19 protein-coding genes are annotated in these 20,036 nt (G+C 71.0%); 11 read left to right on the top strand and 8 right to left on the bottom strand.

The window, feature by feature from the left end; translation table 11 throughout:
• Position 1 precedes the first annotated feature (1 nt).
• On the top strand, positions 2-679 hold the full coding sequence (locus C503_RS0117320) for a helix-turn-helix domain-containing protein (RefSeq protein ID WP_018683481.1): 678 nt from the start codon (positions 2-4) through the stop codon (positions 677-679).
• Between the two features lie 31 nt (positions 680-710).
• Here C503_RS0117320 and cutA read toward each other — a convergent pair whose 3' ends face one another.
• On the bottom strand, positions 711-1,031 hold the full coding sequence (gene cutA, locus C503_RS0117315; protein ID WP_018683480.1) for a divalent-cation tolerance protein CutA: 321 nt from the start codon (positions 1,029-1,031) through the stop codon (positions 711-713).
• 35 nt (positions 1,032-1,066) lie between these two features.
• The gene (locus C503_RS0117310; protein WP_245572505.1) at positions 1,067-1,666 is read right to left on the bottom strand and encodes a TMEM165/GDT1 family protein; all 600 of its coding nucleotides are present in this window, start codon (positions 1,664-1,666) and stop codon (positions 1,067-1,069) included.
• Between the two features lie 320 nt (positions 1,667-1,986).
• On the opposite strand from C503_RS0117310, the gene C503_RS0117305 reads away from it, so the two are divergent.
• The 4 genes from C503_RS0117305 to C503_RS0117290 all read left to right on the top strand — a co-directional run bounded on the left by C503_RS0117305 (position 1,987) and on the right by C503_RS0117290 (position 8,937).
• Positions 1,987-3,462 carry a cytochrome ubiquinol oxidase subunit I gene (locus C503_RS0117305; protein ID WP_018683478.1) on the top strand — a complete coding sequence of 492 codons (1,476 nt, stop codon included), beginning with the start codon at positions 1,987-1,989 and terminating at the stop codon, positions 3,460-3,462.
• 9 nt (positions 3,463-3,471) lie between these two features.
• Positions 3,472-4,479: a cytochrome d ubiquinol oxidase subunit II gene (gene cydB, locus C503_RS0117300; RefSeq protein WP_018683477.1), complete on the top strand. Its 1,008-nt coding sequence runs from the start codon at positions 3,472-3,474 to the stop codon at positions 4,477-4,479.
• A 74-nt stretch (positions 4,480-4,553) separates the two neighbouring features.
• Positions 4,554-7,661, top strand: a complete 3,108-nt coding sequence (cydD, locus tag C503_RS0117295; RefSeq protein WP_018683476.1) for a thiol reductant ABC exporter subunit CydD — start codon at positions 4,554-4,556, stop codon at positions 7,659-7,661.
• Between the two features lie 145 nt (positions 7,662-7,806).
• Positions 7,807-8,937, top strand: coding sequence for a GAF domain-containing sensor histidine kinase (locus tag C503_RS0117290; protein WP_018683475.1), 1,131 nt, complete (start codon positions 7,807-7,809; stop codon positions 8,935-8,937).
• 6 nt (positions 8,938-8,943) lie between these two features.
• Here the strand turns inward: C503_RS0117290 and C503_RS0117285 are convergent, their stop codons facing one another.
• The 3 genes from C503_RS0117285 to C503_RS0117275 all read right to left on the bottom strand — a co-directional run bounded on the left by C503_RS0117285 (position 8,944) and on the right by C503_RS0117275 (position 11,353).
• Positions 8,944-9,570 carry a response regulator gene (locus tag C503_RS0117285; protein ID WP_026316405.1) on the bottom strand — a complete coding sequence of 209 codons (627 nt, stop codon included), beginning with the start codon at positions 9,568-9,570 and terminating at the stop codon, positions 8,944-8,946.
• A gap of 6 nt (positions 9,571-9,576) precedes the next feature.
• The gene (gene coaA, locus C503_RS0117280; protein ID WP_018683473.1) at positions 9,577-10,512 is read right to left on the bottom strand and encodes a type I pantothenate kinase; all 936 of its coding nucleotides are present in this window, start codon (positions 10,510-10,512) and stop codon (positions 9,577-9,579) included.
• A 226-nt stretch (positions 10,513-10,738) separates the two neighbouring features.
• Positions 10,739-11,353, bottom strand: coding sequence for a macro domain-containing protein (locus tag C503_RS0117275; RefSeq protein ID WP_018683472.1), 615 nt, complete (start codon positions 11,351-11,353; stop codon positions 10,739-10,741).
• Between the two features lie 84 nt (positions 11,354-11,437).
• On the opposite strand from C503_RS0117275, the gene pheA reads away from it, so the two are divergent.
• From pheA to C503_RS0117255, 4 genes are all read left to right on the top strand, one after another.
• Entirely contained in the window at positions 11,438-12,382 is a 945-nt protein-coding gene (gene pheA / locus C503_RS0117270) for a prephenate dehydratase (RefSeq protein ID WP_033400722.1), read from the top strand.
• Positions 12,379-12,987 (top strand): histidine phosphatase family protein, encoded by a 609-nt coding sequence (locus C503_RS0117265; RefSeq protein ID WP_425393526.1) that lies wholly within the window; start codon positions 12,379-12,381, stop codon positions 12,985-12,987. The genes pheA and C503_RS0117265 overlap by 4 nt, the downstream gene beginning before the upstream one ends.
• 258 nt (positions 12,988-13,245) lie before the next feature.
• Entirely contained in the window at positions 13,246-14,262 is a 1,017-nt protein-coding gene (locus C503_RS0117260; protein ID WP_033400698.1) for a daunorubicin resistance protein DrrA family ABC transporter ATP-binding protein, read from the top strand.
• On the top strand, positions 14,262-15,071 hold the full coding sequence (locus C503_RS0117255; protein ID WP_018683468.1) for an ABC transporter permease: 810 nt from the start codon (positions 14,262-14,264) through the stop codon (positions 15,069-15,071). Before C503_RS0117260 ends, C503_RS0117255 begins: the two co-directional genes overlap by 1 nt.
• A 54-nt stretch (positions 15,072-15,125) precedes the next feature.
• Here the strand turns inward: C503_RS0117255 and C503_RS0117250 are convergent, their stop codons facing one another.
• Positions 15,126-16,478, bottom strand: a complete 1,353-nt coding sequence (locus tag C503_RS0117250; protein ID WP_018683467.1) for an MFS transporter — start codon at positions 16,476-16,478, stop codon at positions 15,126-15,128.
• Positions 16,479-16,666: 188 nt separating this feature from the next.
• Here C503_RS0117250 and C503_RS0117245 point away from each other — a divergent pair, with 188 nt between their 5' ends.
• Positions 16,667-17,329, top strand: a complete 663-nt coding sequence (locus tag C503_RS0117245; protein WP_084477170.1) for a DUF4232 domain-containing protein — start codon at positions 16,667-16,669, stop codon at positions 17,327-17,329.
• Between the two features lie 7 nt (positions 17,330-17,336).
• On the opposite strand, the gene C503_RS0117240 is transcribed toward C503_RS0117245, so the two are convergent.
• The gene (locus C503_RS0117240) at positions 17,337-17,996 is read right to left on the bottom strand and encodes a response regulator (RefSeq protein ID WP_018683465.1); all 660 of its coding nucleotides are present in this window, start codon (positions 17,994-17,996) and stop codon (positions 17,337-17,339) included.
• Positions 17,993-19,696 (bottom strand): sensor histidine kinase, encoded by a 1,704-nt coding sequence (locus C503_RS0117235; RefSeq protein WP_018683464.1) that lies wholly within the window; start codon positions 19,694-19,696, stop codon positions 17,993-17,995. The genes C503_RS0117240 and C503_RS0117235 overlap by 4 nt, the downstream gene beginning before the upstream one ends.
• 190 nt (positions 19,697-19,886) lie before the next feature.
• Between C503_RS0117235 and C503_RS46015 the strand changes: the two genes are divergently transcribed.
• The gene (locus C503_RS46015) at positions 19,887-20,033 is read left to right on the top strand and encodes a hypothetical protein (RefSeq protein WP_018683463.1); all 147 of its coding nucleotides are present in this window, start codon (positions 19,887-19,889) and stop codon (positions 20,031-20,033) included.
• The last annotated feature ends 3 nt before the right edge of the window (positions 20,034-20,036 follow it).

Below are 20,036 nucleotides of genomic sequence, written 5' to 3'. Positions count from 1 at the left end.
GGTGCCCGGCATACGGTCGACCGGCCCACTGACGCGCCAGTCACCCACGGTCGCCAAGGAGAGCTCGCTGACCCTGGACCGGGGCCTGGCGCTGCTGCAGGCGGTGGCCGACTCGGACACCGAGGCCCCCACGATCAGCGACCTGGCCACGGCCATCGGCGCCAGCCGGGCCGCGGTGTACCGGCTGCTGGTGCCGTTGCAGGCCCGCGGTCTGGTCCGGCGCGAGGGCTCCAAGGTCCGGCTGGGTCTTGGCCTGTTGCAACTGGCCGCCAAGGTGGCCCCGCAGCTGCGGGTGGCCGCCCTGCCCGCGCTGCGCGAACTGGCCGAGGCGGTCGGCGCCACCGCCCACCTGACCGTGGCCGACGGTGACGAGGCCCAGGCGATCGCGGTGGTCGAGCCCTCCTGGACGACCTACCACGTGGCCTACCGGGTGGGCACCCGACACTCGCTGTTCAAGGGCGCCGCTGGCAAGGCCATCGCGCTGCGCGCCGACGAACCCGCGTGGGTCGGCACCGTCGGCGAGCTGCAGCCGGGCGCCTACGGCATCGCCGCCCCGGTCCGCGGCGTCACCGACCTGCGCGCCAGCGTCGGCGTCGTCACCTTCGAGCCGCTGGACGGCGCCGCCGTCGGCCCCCGGGTCGTCATCGCCGCCAACGCCATCGCCGAAGCCCTGCGCTGACCCCGTTCCGCGAACCGGGACCAGGACCGGGTCAGCCGCGGGTCTCCGCGGTCACCCAGTCCAGGTACTCGGGACTCCCCGCGGCGATCGGGACGGCTACGACCTGGGGCAGGTCGTAGCTGTGCTGCTCGCGGATGTAGTCGATCAGCGTGCCGACCCGGTCGGCGGCGGTCTTCACGACCAGCCGCCACTCGGGCTCGCGGGTCACCTCGCCCGCCCACCGGTACACACTGGTGATCGGCACGATGTGCACACACGCCCCGAGCCGCCGCGCCACGATCCCCTCGGCCAGCCGGTGCGCCTCATCGGTGGAGTCGGTGGTGGTGACGACCTGATAATGGTCAGCGCCCATACCCGAATCCTATTCGCCTGGGCGTCGCGCGGACGTCAGCCCTTGATCGTCTCGTAGAGGGCGAACAGCGCGAAGCCCGCGAAGACCACGCCTGCCACCCGCTGGATCAGGTGCGGCTTGATCCGGTCGGCGATCTTGCGCCCGATCAGCACGGCGATCCCGGCGACGCTCACCAGGGCCAGCCACGCGCCGAGGCCGACCCAGACCGGCTCGCCGTAGCGGGCGGTCAGGCCCGCGGTGGCGATCTGCGAGGCGTCGCCCCATTCGGCGGCGAACAGGACGCCGAAGGAGGTCAGGGCGGCGCGGCGGAAGGACACCGCGGGCGCGGTCTCGGTCGTCGCGCCCAGCTCGTCCTCCTGCTTGCTGAAGCCTTCCTTCAGCAGCAGGAACGCGCCGAGCCCGAACAACGCCGCGACGACGCCCGTGACCAGCCGGTCGGGGAGCAGGGTCAGCACCTGGCCGAACGCGGCGGCGATCACGCACTGGACCGCGAAGGCGGCGCAGACGCCGACGAACACCGGCAACGGGCGGTAGCGGGTGGTCAGGATGAGCGTGGCCACCAGCGTCTTGTCCGGTAGTTCCACGGCCAGGATCAGCGCGAAGGCGCCTGCGAAGGCGAGCAAAGGAGTTGCCACTTCAGTCCTCTAGTCCGGGCCCGGACGGAGGAAGGCGAGCTTGTCCCCGACCGGGCATGAGCCAACCCGGCCGGAGGTCTCGTTCGCCCGCGTGGGAAACGCGGGTGGGGCACCGGACGCCGCTGTTGTTGCGGAGTCAGTATGTCGATGGCCCCGCCGGAGTCGCAGCGCGACCCGTCGGAACTACTCCCCTCAGGCCCGACAATCCTAACCGCGACAACGCCCGGCCGACACGTGGGCCCGCTCACGGGACCTACGTCCCGGGCGAACAGGACCCGGGCAACTGCACTTGTGCCCGGCGCGGGCCGATTCTGTTCCACGTGGACGTTCTTCAGCTCGCGCGGTGGCAGTTCGGGATCACCACCGTCTACCACTTCCTGATGGTGCCGCTGACCATCGGTCTTGCGGTGCTGGTGGCCGTCATGCAGACGGCGTGGGTGCGCACGGGGAACCCGAAGTACCTGCGGATGACCAAGTTCTGGGGCAAGCTGCTGCTGATCAACTTCGCCATGGGCGTGGTGACCGGGATCGTGCAGGAGTTCCAGTTCGGCATGGCCTGGAGCGCGTACTCCCGGTTCGTCGGCGACGTGTTCGGCGCGCCGCTGGCGATGGAGGGCCTGGTCGCGTTCTTCGTGGAGTCCACCTTCCTGGGGCTGTGGATCTTCGGCTGGGACCGGCTGTCCAAGCGGGTGCACCTGGCCTGCGCGTGGGCGTTCAGCCTGGCCACCATCGCCTCGGCGTACTTCATCCTGGCCGCGAACTCGTGGATGCAGCACCCGGTGGGGGCGGAGCTGGTCGACGGCAGGCCACGGCTGGTGTCGATCTGGGCGGTGCTGGGCAACAACACCGCGCTGACCGCCATCCCGCACACCATCGCGGGCTGCTTCGCGGTCGCAGGCACCTTCCTGGTCGGCATCGGCGCGTGGCACCTGTGGCGTCGACGGGACGACGACGGACCGGTGTGGCGGGCCTCGGTGCGGCTGGGCGGCTGGGTCGGCGCAGTGGCGTTCGCCGCCCTGGCGATCACCGGGGACATGCAGGGCAAGCTGATGTTCGAGCAGCAGCCGATGAAGATGGCCGCCGCCGAGGCGCTGTGCCACACCGAGTCGCCCGCAGGCTTCTCCGTGTTCGCCATCGGTGACGTCGGCCGGGCGGACTGCGAGAGCGTCAAGTCGATCACCGTGCCCGCGCTGCTGTCCTTCCTGGCGCACAACGACTTCAGCACCGAGGTGCGCGGCGTCGACGATCTCGTGCACCAATACCAGGAGAAGTACGGCACCAACTACCCGGTGGACGACCGGTTGGGCGAGCTGTCCGGTCAGCCCATCGACTACGTGCCCAACCTGCCGGTCACCTACTGGGGCTTCCGGCTGATGATCGGCTTCGGCGCGCTGGCGGCGCTGGGCGCGGTGGCCGTGCTGTGGCTGACCCGCGGGCAGCGGATCCCGAAGGGCAAGTGGTTCCCGCGGCTGGCGCTGCTCGGCATCGTGACGCCGTTCCTGGCCAACAGCTTCGGCTGGATCTTCACCGAGATGGGCCGTCAGCCGTTCGTGGTGGCACCCAACCCGTCCGGTGTGGACGGGGTGTGGATGTTCACCGCGCGGGGGGTGTCCGGGCTGACCACCGGTGAGCTGTGGACATCGCTGATCACGCTGACGCTCGTCTACGGCGCCCTCGCGGTCGTCGAGGTCTTCCTCATCGCCCGCTACATGCGAGCGGGTGTCGCCGGGGTCATGCCACCGGACGAGAAACCCGACGAGACCAAGACCGCCGACCAGCTCGCGTTCGCGTACTAGGAGTCCATAATGGAACTCGCGGATCTCTGGTTCTGCATTATCGCCACGCTTTGGCTCGGCTACCTCTTCCTTGAGGGTTTCGACTTCGGTGTGGGCATGCTGTTGCCGGTGCTCGCCGAGGACGACACCGACCGGCGGGTCATGGTCAACACCATCGGCCCGGTCTGGGACGGCAACGAGGTGTGGCTGCTGGTCGCGGGCGGTGCCACCTTCGCCGCCTTCCCCGGCTGGTACGCGTCGCTGTTCAGCTCCGCCTACCTGCCGTTGCTGCTGTTCGTGGTGGCGCTCATCGGCCGAGGCGTGGCGTTCGAGTACCGCGGCAAGGTCGACTCGGACCGCTGGCGGCGCTGGTGGGACGGCGTCATCTGCGGCGCGTCCTGGGTGGCCGCGCTGGGTGTCGGCCTGGTGCTGTCGTGGAACGTGCTCGGCCTGCCGCTGGACGCGCGCGGTGACCGGGTCGGCTCGCCGTTCGCCGCGATCGGGTGGCAGACGCTGCTCGGCGCGCTGGCCGTCGCCGGGTTCGCGCTCGTGCACGGCGCGGTGTTCACGGCCCTGAAGACCGACGGTGGCCTGCGTGTCCGTGCCCGCCGACTCGCGCTGCGGGTGGCGCCGGTCGCGCTGGCGCCGCTGGCCGCGCTGCTGGTGATCGTGCAGCTCCGCTCGGGATCGGGCTGGACGTGGGTGCCGCTCGTGCTGGTGCTGGTCGCTGCCGCGGTGGCGTTGTGGCGGCTGGCGGCGGGCCGGGAGGGGCAGGCGTTCTCGGCGCTCGGCGTGGCCGTCGCGGCCTCGGTGGTGACCTTGTTCGGCTCGCTTTACCCCGACGTCCTGCCGTCCACCCTGGACCCGGCGAACTCGCTGACGGTCGCGGGCGCCGCGTCGAGCCCGTACACGCTCACGGTGATGAGCTGGGTGGCGCTGTTCGGGACCCCGGCCGTGCTGATCTACCAGGGCTGGACGTACTGGGTGTTCCGCAAGCGCATCAGCCGTGCGCACATCCCGTCGGTGCGGGTGCCGTGAACACCGCAAGCTCTCCCGGGCGGTCTCGACCCGCCAGTCGGCCCGGGAGGGGCCCGCTCGGCGCGCTGCCGGGGTTGTCCCCGTCGGCGCGCCGGGCACTGGCCTGCTGCGGCCTCCTCGCCGCGGCCACCGCGCTCGCCGTCGTCGTCCAGGCCTGGGCGCTCGCCGAGGCGCTGACCGACTTCACCGGGACGGCGCTGGCCGTCCTGGCCGGGGCGGTCGTGGCTCGGGCGCTGCTCGGCTGGGCAACCCAGGTGGTCGCGGCCCGCGCGGCGGCCTGCGCGAAGGCCGAGTTGCGCGGACTGCTGTTGGACCGATCGCTGGCGAACGGTCCGGAGTGGATCGACGAGCGCGGACCGGGCGAGCTGACCGCGTTGGCCACCAAGGGCCTGGACGCGCTCGACGCCTACTTCGGCACCTACCTGCCCGCGCTGGTGACCGCCGCGATCACCCCGCTCGGGGTGGGTGCGGTGATCCTCTTCGTGGACTGGCCGTCGGCGGTGGTGGTCGCCTTGACCGTGCCGCTCATCCCGTTGTTCGCCATCGTGATCGGCCGCTACACCCAGGACAAGGTGGGTCCTGCGGCCGCGGCGACCGAGCGGCTGTCGGGGAACCTGCTGGAGTTGGTCCGCGCCCTGCCGGTGCTGACCGCGTTCCGGCGGGCGTCCACGCAGGGGGAGACCGTGCGGGCGGTGTCGGAGGCGCACCGGCGGGGGACGCTGGGCGTGCTGCGGGTGGCGTTCTCCTCGGCGTTCGCCCTGGAGCTGATCGCCACGCTGTCGGTCGCGCTGGTCGCGGTGGTGATCGGGGTGCGGCTGGTCTCAGGTGACCTGACGCTGGCGGTGGGGTTGTTCGTGCTCATCGTGGTGCCCGAGTGCTACCTCCCGCTGCGCGCGGCGGGGGCGGCGCACCACGCGAGCGAGGACGGGTTGGAGGCGGTCCGCCGGATCGCCGACGTGCCCGTGCCTGCCGGGTCGACCGGCGGTCGGGTCGTCGACGGCTTCGCCGAGCTGCGGGTCGCTGACCTGCGGGTGCGGCGGCGTGACGGGTTCGCGCCAGACGGGTTGTCGCTGGTCGTGCGCCCGGGGGAGATCGTCCGGCTGGACTCGCCGAGCGGCAGCGGCAAGTCGACGGCCTTCGGTGTGCTGCTCGGGTTCGTTGTCCCGACCAGCGGTTCTGTCCTGGTCGACGGTGTGCCGCTGGCTGATGTCGATATGTCGTCGTGGCGACAAACTGTCACCTGGGTGCCGCAGCGACCCACCTTCGCCGAGGAGACGGTCGCTGCGGAGGTCGGCCCGCAGTTGGACGATTCGCTGGCGAGCGACCTGGGGATCGCGCATCTGCTGGGGCGGCGGATCGTCGAACTCTCGGCCGGGGAACGGCAGCGGGTGGCGCTGCTGCGCGCGTTGTGCAGGCCGGGGACCAGGTTGTTGTTGCTCGACGAGCCCACCGCGCACCTCGATCCGGCGACGGCCGCGCGGGTGATGGGGGTGGTCCAGCACGCCGCGCACCGGGGGGTCGCGGTCGTGCTGGCCACCCACCGGACCGTCGACGACGTGCCCGGGGCGGTCGGGGAGCGGGCGGCGGTCGAGGTCGCGGGGGAGCGCGAGACGCCGATTCGAGGCCTGCGCGGGCTCGTCACGCCCCGGTTGCTCGCGGGCGCGGCACTGGGGGCAGCCGCGCTGGTGTGCGGGGTGGTGCTGTCGGCGCTGTCAGCGTGGTTGATCGCCAAGGCGGCCCAGCAGCCACCGATCCTGACCCTGTCGGTAGCCGTCGTCGGCGTGCGGACGTTCGGCCTCGCCCGCGCCGGTCTGCGCTATGGCGAGCGGCTTGTCGTGCATGACGCTGCTTTCCGCACCGCGACCGACCTGCGGGTTCGGCTGTGGGAGGCGCTGGTCCGGCTCGGCCCGGCGCGCACGCTCGGGCTGCGCCGGGGTGAGGGCCTGCGCAGGCTGGTGGACGACGTCGACACCGTGCGCGACCTGACGCCCCGGGTACTGGTGCCGCCACTGGTGGCACTGGGCGCGAGCGTCGCCGCCGTGGCGATCCAGACCGCGATCCTGCCTGCGGCTGGGGCTGTGCTGGCCGTGGCGGTGGTGATTGCCGGACTGGGCGCTCCGCTGCTGGCCTTGGTGGCCGAGCGTCGGGCGAGCCTCGCTCTTGCCGAGGGGAAGCGGACCGTGGCGGCCGGGGTGTTGACGCTGGTGGCGGGCGCGGCCGACCTGATCGCGTTCGGCAAGCACACCGCGCATCGGGAAGTCCTTGCTGCGGCCGACGCCGATCTCGCCAGCCGCACCCGGCGACAGGCGTTCGGAGCAGGCGCGGGCCACGCCCTGATCACGCTGGCGCTGGGGATGGCCACGCTGGTCAGCACGGTGGTTGCGATCCGGGCGGGCCTGGACCCGGTGCTGGTCCCGATCGTCGCACTGGTGCCGTTGGCCCTGGCAGAGGCGCTGGCGCTGGTGCCTCCGGCCGTGACCCACCTGTCGGCCCTGCGCTCGGCGCACGCCCGCGTGATGACCCTGGAATCGGCTCGTCCCACTCCGACTGGGACGCCGCTGCTCCATTCGAGCGAGGTCCGGTTGGCAGGCGTGGATGCGCGCTGGCCAGGGGCGATGTCACCGGCATTGCGCGGGGTCGATCTCGTGCTTGCTCCGGGTACGCACGTCGCGGTGGTCGGGCCGTCCGGCGCGGGTAAGTCGACATTGGTCGCGTTGCTGCTCGGCTTCCTGACGCCGGAGCGCGGCTTGATCAGCCGTCCGGACCAGGTCGCGTGGTGCCCGCAGGACCCGATGCTGGTGTCGACGAGCATCCGGGAAAACCTGCGCCTCGCTGCACCGGACGCTCTCGACGCCGAACTCCGCGCCGCGCTGGTCACGGCAGGTCTGTCCGGGCTCGACCTGGATGCTCGCGCCACCGCCACCTCGGGCGGCGAAGCCCAACGGATCGCACTGGCCCGCGCGCTGCTCGCCGATGCGGACCTCGTGCTGCTCGACGAGCCGACCGCGCACCTGGACGTGCCAACAGCGGACCGCGTCCTCACCAACCTGCGTGCCGTGCTTGCCGATCGGGTCGTGGTCCATGTGACCCATCGGCCTGCCGAGGCGGCGGACGCCGATGTGGTGCTGGAGGTCGTCGACGGCTGCGTCCATGTCGCTGGACGGGCGATCACCAGGGCGTAGACCGCGTGACCATAGCGGCGGTTTCCGCGACGGTTCTGGGGGTGTGGTGGTGGTGCGGTTGCCAGGTCGGGGACGATGCCGGGCGGGGATGAGGGGGCGGGTGGTGGGAGGAAATAGACACGGGGGCTTAGGCTGAATGCGGCCTATGGATCCAACACTTGCGGCGCGCACTCTCACCGCGTCTACCGAGATCGCCACGGCGGCGTTGTCCGGGGAAGACCCGGATGCGGTGCTGCACTTGGTCGTGCGCGCGGCGGCAGAGTTGGCCGAGGCTGATCTTGGGTTGGTGATGGCTGGTGGGCCCGACGGCTCGTTGACCATTGAGGCTGCTCATGGTGCCCGTGACAGTGATCCGCTTGGTCTCGTGCTGTCTCCGCGTTCCTCTGCCGCTCGGGTAGCGCGTGGTGGGGTGCCAATCGTCGCGGACGATGTGACTACCGACCCGCGCACCGCGCCCTATGTGCCACGCGAACTCCGCCACTACGGCCCCTTTGCTGCCGCGCCGTTCGGCACTCGCGAGACCCGGCTTGGTGCATTGACCGTCTATCGCCGACGTGGCGCGAAGGCGTTCACCAGCGCCACGGTTGATGTGCTCACCGCGTTCGCGGCTCAGGCCGGGTTGATGCTCGTGCTGGCTGAGGGGCATACCGCCCGGCAGCGAGTTGATCTGTACGAGGAACGTGAGCGCATCGCTCGCGATCTACACGACGTCATCGTGCAGCGGCTCTATGCGGCGGGGATGCAGCTGGACCTGTTGGCACGTCGGCCTTCCCGCAAACTCGCCAAGCCGGACGCGACTCGTCTCGGCGACGCCGTCGATCAGCTCGATGCCGCTATTGCGGATGTTCGCTCGGTGGTTCGGACCTTGCGCAATCCTGATCCGGTGCAGCCCGTGATGGGCCTCGCGGAGTCGGTACTCGCTGAGGTTGCCACCGCTCGTGAGCTGCTCGGCTTCGAACCGTCTATTGATCTTGCGCCGGATATCGATGATGTGCCAGCTGACGTCGCCGATCACCTCCGCGCCGCGCTTCGGGAAGCCCTGTCCAATGTGGTCAGGCACGCGGGAGCGCTGCGGGTAGCTGTCCATCTGAGACGGGACGGAAAGCTGCTCCGGCTGACCGTGGCTGACGACGGGTGCGGGATCCCGCAGGGCGTCACCCAGCGCGGGCTGAAGAACCTCCACGAACGAGCCGAACAGGCGGGTGGGACCTGTGAGGTCCGCTCCTCCCCACGCAGCGGCACCACCGTCACCTGGCAGGTCCCGCTGTCGGGTTGAGCGGGCTCAGCGTTGTTGGCCCTGTTGTCTGCGGGCGATCCAGGCGACAGCTTGGGTGCGGCGGGCCAGACCGAGTTTGGCGAGGACCGACGTCACATAGTTCTTCACTGTCTTCTCGGCCAGGAACATCCGTTCCGCGATCTCCCGGTTGGACAATCCCTCGCCGATCAGCGAGAGCACTTCCCGCTCTCGCTCGGTGAACGAAGCCAGTTCATCCTTGCGCCGCATGCGTTCCAGCACCCGGGCCGTGGTCACCGGATCCAACAGGGAACGACCCGCCGCCACCTCACGGACCGCGTTGACGAGGTCCTGGCCGCGTACCTGTTTCAGCAGGTAGCCAGCCGCGCCTGCCATGATGGCCTCAACCAGGGCCTGCTCGTCGTCGAAGGCGGTCAGGACCAGGCAGGCCGGGGGAGTCGGGAGGGCGCGCAGGGAGCGGCACAGGGATACGCCGTCGCCGTCCGGGAGGCGGACGTCCACCACTGCCACGTCGATCGGGGTGGCGTTGGCGCGGACCAGGGCTTCGGAGACCGAGCCTGCCTGGGCGGTGACCTCGATGCCCTTCTCGCCGTCGAGTAGGTCGCGCAGGCCTCTGCGGACGACCTCGTGGTCGTCGACCAGCAGTACCCGGATCACGGGTCAGAGCTTACGGAGTCGGACGCGGCTGATCCGGTGGTCCGGGCCCTTGCGCAGGACCAGGGTGGCTCGGGGGCGGGTGGGCAGGATGTTGCTGACCAGGTTCGGCTCGTTGATCTGCCGCCACAGCCGGGTCGCCTCGGCCCGTGCTTGCTCGTCGGTCAGTTCGGCGTAGTGGTGGAAGTGTGAGGCCGGGTCGGCGAACGCGGTGCCGCGTAGGGCGAGGAAGCGGTCGATGTACCAGCGTTCTATGTCGTCGGAGTGGGCGTCGACGTAGATCGAGAAGTCGAACAGGTCGGAGACCGCCAGGCGGGTGGCGGGTTGCAGGACGTTCAGGCCCTCCACGATGAGGATGTCCGGCCTGCGCACGATCTGCTCCTCGTCGGGCACGATGTCGTACGCCAGGTGCGAGTAGACAGGCGCGCGCACCTCCTCGGCGCCGGACTTCACCTCGGACACGAACCGCAGGAGGGCTCGGCGGTCGTAGCTTTCCGGGAAGCCCTTGCGGCTCATCAGGTCGCGGCGGGTCAGTTCGGCCTTCGAGTAGAGGAAGCCGTCCGTGGTCACCAGATCCACGTGTGGGTGATCGGGCCACCGGGCGAGCAGCAGGCGCAGGAGGCGGGCGGTGGTGGACTTGCCGACCGCGACGCTGCCCGCGATGCCGATCACGAACGGCACCTTGGCCGCCGTGCGGCTGTCCTCGCCGAGGAACTCCACGGTCGAGCTGTACAGCCGTTGCCGGGCCGCCACCTGCAGCGAGATCAGTCGGGACAGCGGCAGGTAGACGTCGACGACCTCTTCCAGGTCGACCGGGTCGCCGAGGCCGCGCAACGCCACCAGTTCGTCGAGGGTCAGTGGTAGCGGTGTCGACTCGCGCAGTTCGCGCCACTGCTCGCGGCGCAGTTCCACATAGGGGCTCAGCTCGCGCACCCGCGCCATCTGTGGGGCTCCCTCACGCCGGGGGTGGGGCGTACCGGGGGTGGTACGTACCGTGGTCAACGTAGGTGTTCGGGTGGGGTTCGCGCTGTGACCGACTGCACCGATAGTGGGACCAGGGGTGTGGCGCACATGACGTCGCGTTGAACACCGTGTCCATGAGACAGTGCGGCCCGCTCTAACGGGAAATGAACACCACGGGTTGATGCCCGATGGCAAACGTGTGCGCTCAGTTGTCGGCGAAGACCGCGTCCCAGGCGGCGGCGACCTGGCGGGCGCACACCTCGGGCGGTACCCCGCCAACCCCGGTGCCCAGGCCCGGTGTCGCGATCGTGCTGACCACCGAGCGCACGGGTCTGCCATCGTCCAATGCGCCGTCGCGCCACAACCGGAACACGGCGCGCGCGGCCAGGTAGGGGTGCACCGTCTCGGCGGCCAGGGTCTGCGCGGGTTCGCGCATAGTAGGCGCGGTGATTAGCCAGCCCGGCCTGCCCGCGCCGGTGGGCACGATCAGCGCCTCGCCGACGGGCAGCTCGCCGCCGTGGTAGGCCAGGACCGCACTGCGCACCCGCTGCTCGATGGCGGGGAACACGTGTGTGTATGTGGCGTCGATGCCGCCGCGCATGTAACCGTACGAATTGGCCGGGGAGACGACCGCGTGCGCGGCCACGTCCAGGACCGACCCACGGTGCACCCGCAGCTGGGGGCGCCCTTCGGCCGCGGTGTCCCAGGCGGCGGCAAGGGGCTCGCTGACCGCGCACAGGACCAGTTCGAGCGCACCGGACACCGGGCGGGGGGCCGCCGCTGTCTCGGTCTCCGAATCCGCGGTCACGGTCTCCAGCATGACACCAAAGGGACACTGGGGGTAACCGCCGTTTGGCAACCGCCACATCTCATCCAGGTGTCCGGCCTGCGTACTGTGGGCCGCGTGCCGAGACTCGCCTACTTCGGGCCAGAGGGAACATTCACCGAGCAGGCCGCCCGCGCGCTGGCCCCGGACGCGGCGTTCGTGCCCCTGCCCACCACGCCGGACGCGGTCGCCGCGGTGCGCTCCGGGCAGGTCGAGCTGGCCTGCGTGCCGGTGGAGAACTCGGTCGAGGGCGCGGTCTCGGCGACCATGGACGCGCTGGCCGCCGACGGCCCGCCGGTCGTCGCTCTCGGCGAGCACCTGCTGCCGATCCGCTTCTCCATCCTGGTGCGCCCCGGCACCGCGGCCGCCGATGTGCGCTCGGTCGCCAGCCACCCGCACGCGCTGGCCCAGGTCGACCGTTGGTTGCGGACGAACCTGCCGGACGCCGCCCGACGCGCGGCGAGCTCCACGGCCGCGGCCGCGGTGGGGGTGCGCGACGGCGAGTTCGACGCGGCGGTGACCGCGCCGGTCGCACTGAGTCACTACCCGCTGGCCGAGCTGGCCACCGACGTCGCCGACGAGCCGGACGCGATCACGCGGTTCCTGCTGCTGTCACGTCCGCGACCGGTCGCCGAGCCGTCCGGGGCGGACCGCACGTCGGTGATCGTCGTGGTCTCGCATCGGCCGGGGGAGCTGGCTGTGGTGCTCACTGAGCTGGCCACCCGCGGTATCAACCTGACCAGGATCGAGTCCCGCCCGCTGCGTAACCGGTTTGGGGAATATCGGTTCTACCTGGACTTTGATGGGCATATCCGGGAGCAGCGGGTGGCTGGGGCGTTGGCTGCGCTGCGTCGGCGTAGTCAGCGGGTGGTCTTCTTGGGGTCGTATCCGAAGGCGGAAGGTGCAGAGGGCTGGGCGGGTGGGGAAAGGTTGGTTGCTGATGTTGTGGCGCCTAACCGTGAGTCGGACTATGCGGACTCGGATCACTGGGTGGGCGCGATCCTGCGTGGGGAGGACGTGTGAGTCTGCGGATCATGTTGATCCGGCATGGTGAGACTGCCTCCAATGTGCGACACGCGCTGGATACGCGGCCGCCTGGTCCGCCGTTGACCAAGATGGGTCGTAGGCAGGCCCATGCGCTGGCGGAGCGGCTCGGTGACGAGCGGGTAGTGGCGGTGTATGCCAGTGTGGCGTTGCGGGCGCAGGAGACTGCGGCGCCGGTGGCCAAGCGGCATGGGTTGACTGTCGAGGTTGTGGACGGTCTGCATGAGGTCTCGGTCGGGGAGTTGGAGGGGCGCTCCGACGAGGCGGCGTTACGGCAGTTCGGTGAGATGTACACGCGGTGGACGAGAGGTGATCTCGACGTCGGGATGGCCGAAGGGGAGACCGGGGGGCGGATTCGGGAGCGCTACCTTGGCGCGATCGGGGGAATTCGACAGTCTCATTCGGATGGTCTGGTTGTGGTGGTGAGCCATGGTGGGATCATCCGGTTGGGGGCGGAGTGGTTGTCGGACAATGTTGGGGCGCAGCTGGCTGAGGTGAAGCTGTTGCCTAATACGGGGCATGTGCTGCTGGAGCTGCGGAGTGCTGGGTGGCACTGTCTTGAGTGGACTGGTGTGCAGATTTAGCGCGGAACCCACCCACCCCAACCCACCCACCCCAACCCACCCACCCCCAACTCAGCCACCCCTAACTGGACCACCACGCGGGATCGCGCCGGTCTCTTCCCGCCCGATCGCGTTCGGCCCCCGGGCCGCACGTGATCGGGCGGGAAGAGACCGGCTGAAGGCGATCCCGCCGCGAGGCGAAGCCGAGCAAAAGCACAGTGTCAGGGTGGGGGGCTACCCTGCGGCGCGTACTTATTCGGACTATGTCAGGGAGGGCTTATGCCCCCGCCCACGTCCTCGATCGCTGTGCGTGCGGAGTCGTTGGTGAAGACTTTTGGGTCGACTCGTGCGTTGGACGGGGTCGACCTGGAGATACCGGCGGGCACGGTGCTCGGTCTGCTGGGGCCCAACGGTGCCGGTAAGACGACCACTGTCCGCATTTTGACCACATTGCTCAGACCCGACTCGGGCACGGCGTTCATCGCGGGCCACGATGTGCTCACCGACCCGGACGCGGTGCGTCGCTCGATCGGGTTGTCGGGGCAGTACGCGGCCGTCGATGAGCATCTCACCGGCTACGAGAACCTGTTCATGGTCGGCAGGCTCTACGGCAAGAGTCGTACCGACGCGGCCACCCGGGCCCGTGAGCTGATCAGCCGGTTCCGGCTGAAGGACGCGGGCGACCGTCCGGCCCGTACCTACTCCGGCGGCATGCGGCGCAGGCTCGACCTGGCGGGTGCGCTGGTCGCGGAGCCCGCCGTGGTCGTGCTGGACGAGCCGACCACAGGGCTGGACCCGCGCGGCCGGATGGACACCTGGGACGTCATCGGTGAGCTGGTCGCGGACGGCGCGACCGTGCTGCTCACCACCCAGTACCTGGAGGAGGCGGACCAGCTGGCCGACACCATCCTGGTCATCGACCACGGCAAGGTCATCGCCAGCGGCACCGCCGACCAGCTCAAGGCCCAGGTGGGCGGCGAGCGGCTGGAGATCGTGGTGGCCGACCCGGCCGAGATCCCGGTCACCAAGATCGTGCTGGCCGAGGTGGGCGCGGACGAGCCGACCGTGGAGGACCACCAGCGGCGGGTCCAGGTCCGGGTCGACACCGGGCCGAAGGCGCTGGTGGAGGCGCTGCGCAGGCTCGACCAGGAGAACGTGAGCGTGCTCGACGTGGCGCTGCACCGGCCCACGCTGGACGACGTCTTCCTCTCCCTCACCGGCCATATCGCCGAGGAGGCGGCCCCGGAAGCCGAGGGCAAGCGCAAGGGCCGCAAGGCGCGGAAGGAGCAGTCCTGATGAGCGTCCTCACCGCGGGCACCCGCGACAGCGGCGTGGTCACCTGGCGCAACCTGATGAACGTGCGCCGCCAGCCCGACCTGCTGCTCGGCGCCACCCTGCAGCCCATCATGTTCGTGCTGCTGTTCGCGTTCGTGTTCGCGGGCAGCATCGGCAACGACCCGGCGGTGTACCGGGAGTTCCTGATGGGCGGCATCTTCGCCCAGACGGTGGCGTTCAACTCCGCGTACACCACCATCGGCATGGCGGCCGACCTGGAGAAGGGCGTCATCGACCGGTTCCGCTCGCTGCCCATGGCGCGGGCGGCCGTGCTCATCGGCCGCACCGCCTCCGACCTGGTGGTCAGCGCGATCGGGCTGCTGGTGATGTCGCTGTGCGGCCTGCTGGTCGGCTGGCGCATCCGGGGCAGCTTCCTGGACGCGATCGGCGGCTACCTGCTGCTGCTCGGGTTCTCGTTCGCGATGTCCTGGATCGGCGCGTGGATCGGTCTGGTGGCGGGCAGCGTCCAGGTCGCGCAGAGCGCGGGCTTCATCTGGATGTTCCCGGTCACCTTCATCTCGTCGGCGTTCGTGTCCGCGTCGAGCATGCCGGGGCCGCTGAAGGTGATCGCCGAGTGGAACCCGGTCACCGCGGTGGCCGACGCCGCCCGCGAGCTGTTCGGCAACGCGCGCCCCACCGGGGTGCTCGGTCGGTCGGATGTCTGGCCCGCGCACCACACCGTGCTCTACGCGATCCTGTCCTGTGTGGTGGTTCTGGTGATCTTCATGCCGATCGCGGTGGCCAAGTACCGCAAGGTGGCCAGCAAGTAGCGGTCTGCAACAGCGGGGGCGGTGCCGGTGTTCCGGGGCCGCCCCCGGTTCGTGTCAGGCCCCGGCGGTCGCGGTTTCGTCGGAGTGCCGGGGGGCGACCGGCGGCACGCCGGGCACGGCCTCGGGGGCGGTCGGCACCTCGGCCGCCACCTCCACGGCCGCGATGGTCTCGATGTCGTCGGCCTGGTCCAGGCTGGCGATGGCTTCCCGGTGCCTGCCCAGCACCACCCAGAGCAGGACGGCCACCACCAGCTGCAGCCCGCCGGAGATCAGGAACACCGCCCGGGTGCTCAGCCAGGCGGCCAGCAGGCCGCCGAGCATCGCGCCAACCGGGACCGCGCCCCACACCGCCGTCCGCCACACGCCCAGCACCCGGCCGAACAGGTGCTCGGGGATCAGCGCGTGCCGCAGCGCGCCCGCGATCACGTTGAACACCACCACGCTGCACGCGAACACGCCGAACATCACGCCGCCGACCCATGGGTTGGGCACCAGGCCCATCACCCCGAAGCCGAGCCCGCAGCCGAGCACCGATCCGGTGAGGACGGTCCGGCGCGGCAGCCACCGGGTCAGCCGGGCCGCGGCGGCCGCACCGAGTAGACCGCCGACCCCGCCGACCAGTGCCAGCAGACCGTATTCGGCGTCGTTGAGGCCGAGGTCCTGGAGGCCGTAGAGGACCAGGATGCCCTGGGCCAGCTCGGAGCACAGCGCCAGCGCGGCGGCGAAGAGTACGAATTGGACCATCAGCGGCTTGTCCCGCAGCCAGCGCAACCCGTCGCCGAGTTGGACGCGGAGCCTGGGCGTGGGGCCGACGGCGGGTGGTCGGTAGTTGCCGCGCAGAGCGATGAGGAAGACGGCCGCGAGCGCGAAGCCGACCGAGTTGAGCAGGAACGGCAGCGCCGCGAACGCCGCGAACGTGAGGCTGCCCAGCGGACCGCCGAGGAAGGTCTGTCCGACGATCTCCGCGGCCTGCAGCTTGCCGTTGGCGGATTCCAAACCGGACCGTTCGACCACGGCCGGGATCAACGCCTGGGCCGCGCTGTCGGCGACAGTCTCGACCGTGCCGATGAACAGGGCGAGCAGGTACAGCAGCCAGATCGACACCGCGTCACACAGCACCAGCACGGTCAGCAGGCCGACCACGACCGCGCGTGAGGCGTTCGCCAGCAGCATTGCCTTGCGCCGGTCGACCCGGTCCACCAGCGCGCCGCTGACCAGCGCGAACAGCAGCCAGGGCAGGAACGAGGTGGCGGACAGGCCCGCGATGAGCAGCGGGTCCCGGGTCAGGCTGGCGCCGAGCAGCGGGAACGCGACCTTGCCGATGCCGTCTCCCAGGTTGGACGACGCGCTGGAGCCGAGCAGCCAGTTGAGCCGCTGGTCCGTCCGCCGTCCCGTTCTCGACCTCAAACCGCCGCTCCCGTGCTCGCGACCGGTAATCGTGCTGATGACCTGGTCCCCGCCATGACGGCGACGCTACTGTTCGGTCTCGCCGGGTAACTACCCCCGAACGGGCGGCAATTCTTACCAGCCCGAATGACCCATTGTGAACCCCGCGCGGGGTGGCGGCGCGTGGAAAATTGCCCCATCGTGGAAGCATGAGGTGGGTGACTGACAAGCGGGTGATCGGCGGGCGGGCGCGCCGCGCGGCGGCCCTGGTGGGCGGGTTGGTCCTGGTGACCGCGCTGGGCGGGTGCGGCGACCGTGGCCAGGCCGTCCAGACCGGACAGTCGGCGGCCCCCGGCGCGTCGACCACGGCCAGCGAGCCGACCGCCGCCCCCACGTCCTCCGGCCCCGCGCCGTCCGCGCCGGACCAGCCGAGCCAGGAGCCGGAGACCAGCGCCGCCGAGGACTGCAAGTCCGGCGAGCTGAAGCTGTCCATCCGCGACGGTGACGCGGCGGCGGGCACGGTCTACCGCAAGCTCGTCTTCACCAACACCGGCACCCGCACCTGCGTCATCCAGGGCTTCCCCGGCGTCTCGTACGTCGCGGGCGACGACGGCCACCAGGTCGGCCCAGCCGCCTACCGGGTCGGCACCAAGGGCGCGCCGGTGTCGCTGGCGCCCGGCGTCTCGGCGTCGACCGATGTCGGGTTCGTCAACGTGCAGAACTACGACCCGGCCCAATGCGAGCCCACGGCCGTGCGCGGCCTGCGCGTGTACCCACCGCACGACACGGCGTCGCTGTTCCTCGACCTGCCCGGCACCGGCTGCGCGACCTCGCCGCCGGGCAACCAGCTGACCGTGAAGACCGTGGTCTAGTGCACCACTAGTCGGTCATCAGGCCGGTGCGCCAGGCCCAGGCCGCGATCTCCACCCGGTTCCGGGCGCCGACCTTGCCCTGCACCGCGGCCAGGTGCGTCTTCACCGTGGACAGCGACAGGAACAGCTCGGTCCCGATCTCGGTGTTGGTGAGCCCCCGCGCGGCCGCCCGCACCACCTCGGTCTCCCGCTCGGTCAGCGGGTTCGCCTGCGGGGTCGCCCGCGCGGCAGACCCGCCTGCCGAGTCCGCGAAGTGCCGCAGCAGCCGGACGGTGATCTGCGGCGAGACCAGCGCGTCCCCGCGCACCGCCGCCCGCACGGCCTCCATCAGCAGCGCCGGGCCCGCGTCCTTGAGCAGGAACCCGCTGGCCCCGTTGGCGATCGCCTGGTGCACGTACTCGTCGAGGTCGAAGGTGGTCACCACGACCACCTTGAGCGGGTCGGGCACGGCCGGGCCCGCCAGCGCCCTGGTGACCGCGAGGCCGTCCAGACCGGGCATCCGCACGTCCACCAGGCACACGTCCGGCCGCAGCTCGCGGGCCCGCGCGACCGCCGCGATGCCGTCCGGCACGTCCGCGACCACGGTCATGTCGTCCTGGGTCTCCAGGATCATCCGGAAGCCCGCGCGGACCATCTCCTGGTCGTCGGCGATCAGCACGCGGATCACGGCTCGTCCCTCCGCAGCGGGAACGCGGCCTCGACCACCCACCCCGCCCGCTCGCCGGGGCCAGCCGTGAACCGGCCGCCGAGCAGGTCGATCCGCTCGCGCATGCCGACCAGACCGTAGCCGGAGGAGTCGCCCGCCGGTGGCACCTCGGGTTGTGGCGCGTCGTCGACCACCCGGAGGACCAGCTCGTCGGCGTCGTTCACACGGATGCCGATGTGCACGGTCATCGCGTCCCGGGCGTGCTTGCCCACATTGGTCAGCGACTCCTGCACGATCCGCAGCACCGACCGGCCCGCCTCCGGTGGCAGGGTCGGCGGCAGCGCGAGGTCCAGGTCCACGATCGGGCCCGCCACGTTCGCGGTCAGCGCCCGCAGATCGGACTCCAGGTCCATCGTGGCCTGGCCCTCGGCACCCGCCACCGCCGCCCCGCGCATGCTGCCGACCAGCGTCCGCATGGCGGTCAGCGCCTCGGTCCCGGCGTGCTCGATCCGGTCCAGCGCCTGCGCTGCCGCGGTCGGGTTGCGCTCCGCGACCAGCCGCGCCGCCTGCGCCGCGACCACGATCCCGGTGACGTGGTGGGCGACCACGTCGTGCAGCTCCCGGGCCAGCGCCAGCCGCTCGGCCTGCTGCGCCCCGGTGACCGCGGCCCGCACCGACTGCGCCCGCTCCCGGTCGCGGGACCGGAAGTACTGGCCGGTCGCCGCCGACACCACCAGTAGGAAACCGGACAGCAACAGGAAGTCGGTGGTCCCGCCGTCCGCCCCGACCAGCAGGATGGTCAGCACATCGGCTCCGACGATCGCGACGACCCCCACCGCCGCGAGGCGCCGGTCCGCGTAGCGGACCAGGTAGGACACCAGGGCCATGTGTGCCACCGCCACGCTGGTGGGCACGGGCAGGAACGAGTGCAGGGCCACCACCTGGTAGGTGGGATGGACGAGCATCGCGGCCGCGGTCAACAGCCCCGCCGCCACAACCGCGTAGCGCACCGGGTTGCGTGGTCCGAGCACCGCGCACGCGCCGGTCGCCAGCATCAGCGCCAGCTCCAGCACGTACGTGGACAGGCCACCGGAGGGACTGGACGAGGTCAGGTCCAGCAGCACGAACACCAGCAGAGCCCCGGCCAGTGGCCACTGCCTGCGGGCCAGCGCCCGGGACTCGGGTGACATGCCACCGCTCGCGCCTTCCTCGTGCGCGCGCAGCGCCAGCCCGGCCACACAGCCCGCGATCAGCACGACCAGCCCGATCAGGCCGGTGAGCGGGACGATCCGCTCGACGCGGTAGTAGTACATCGAGGAGAAGAGGTCGCTGGACCGCAGCACCACGGCCGCCGCGCCCGCCGCGGTGAGCGCCGCGACCACGCCCGCGAGCGCTGCACCCCGACACCGCCACACCACGACCGCGATCAGCGCGCCCCCCGCCACCAACTCCGACAGCAGCAGCCCGCTCGCCCCGACACGGACATCCGGCGCCCAACCGACCTCGTGCATCACGGCGGACCCACCCGCCAGCCACACCGCCGCCGCGGCCGCCCCCGACAGCGGCCGCGACAGCGCGAGCATCAGGCACCCGAACAGCGGCAGCGGCACGAGCGCGGACGAGAGGTCGGTGTGGTCGGCGAGGTACAGCACCACGTCGACCAGGTAGACCGCGCCGAGCACCCCGGCCAACCAGCGCCGGACGGGCACCAACAGCTCCATGGTCCGGAAACGTAACGGCGTCCGGCGCCCACCGCCTCAGCCGACCGGCGTCGACCCATCGGCCGATCGGCCAATGTCGGCCGCGCCCGGACCGACCGCTCGGCCGGGGCGCCGGGACTTCTCGGCCGATTCGCCTGCCCGGTCTCCCGAGCGAGGCTGGTACCAGCGAAAACGACCCAAGGAGACGAACATGATCGAGGCGATCCTGTACTGGACCGGCCTGGTGCTGGCGTTCACCCTGCTGCTGATGATGGCGCTCGGCCCGGTGATCGTGGAATGGGACGACCGCCACCGGGCCCGCCACCGCGAAGCTGGCGCCGCCCGCGCGGATAGCTGATCA

It is taken from the genome of Actinokineospora enzanensis DSM 44649 (assembly GCF_000374445.1).
In the GTDB taxonomy this organism is placed as follows: domain Bacteria; phylum Actinomycetota; class Actinomycetes; order Mycobacteriales; family Pseudonocardiaceae; genus Actinokineospora; species Actinokineospora enzanensis.
The sequence above is the reverse complement of the archived record's forward strand: the minus strand, read 5'-3'. Positions and strand labels throughout refer to the sequence as shown.

What these genes read in the sequence shown, in the direction of transcription:
- cutA (WP_018683480.1), bottom strand. Translation starts at nt 1,031, where the DNA reads ATGGGCGCTGACCATTATCAGGTCGTCACCACCACCGACTCCACCGAT.
- cydB (WP_018683477.1), top strand. Translation starts at nt 3,472, where the DNA reads ATGGAACTCGCGGATCTCTGGTTCTGCATTATCGCCACGCTTTGGCTC.
- C503_RS0117290 (WP_018683475.1), top strand. Translation starts at nt 7,807, where the DNA reads ATGGATCCAACACTTGCGGCGCGCACTCTCACCGCGTCTACCGAGATC.
- coaA (WP_018683473.1), bottom strand. Translation starts at nt 10,512, where the DNA reads ATGGCGCGGGTGCGCGAGCTGAGCCCCTATGTGGAACTGCGCCGCGAG.
- C503_RS0117275 (WP_018683472.1), bottom strand. Translation starts at nt 11,353, where the DNA reads ATGCTGGAGACCGTGACCGCGGATTCGGAGACCGAGACAGCGGCGGCC.
- C503_RS0117260 (WP_033400698.1), top strand. Translation starts at nt 13,246, where the DNA reads ATGCCCCCGCCCACGTCCTCGATCGCTGTGCGTGCGGAGTCGTTGGTG.
- C503_RS0117255 (WP_018683468.1), top strand. Translation starts at nt 14,262, where the DNA reads ATGAGCGTCCTCACCGCGGGCACCCGCGACAGCGGCGTGGTCACCTGG.
- C503_RS0117245 (WP_084477170.1), top strand. Translation starts at nt 16,667, where the DNA reads ATGAGGTGGGTGACTGACAAGCGGGTGATCGGCGGGCGGGCGCGCCGC.
- C503_RS0117235 (WP_018683464.1), bottom strand. Translation starts at nt 19,696, where the DNA reads ATGGAGCTGTTGGTGCCCGTCCGGCGCTGGTTGGCCGGGGTGCTCGGC.
- C503_RS46015 (WP_018683463.1), top strand. Translation starts at nt 19,887, where the DNA reads ATGATCGAGGCGATCCTGTACTGGACCGGCCTGGTGCTGGCGTTCACC.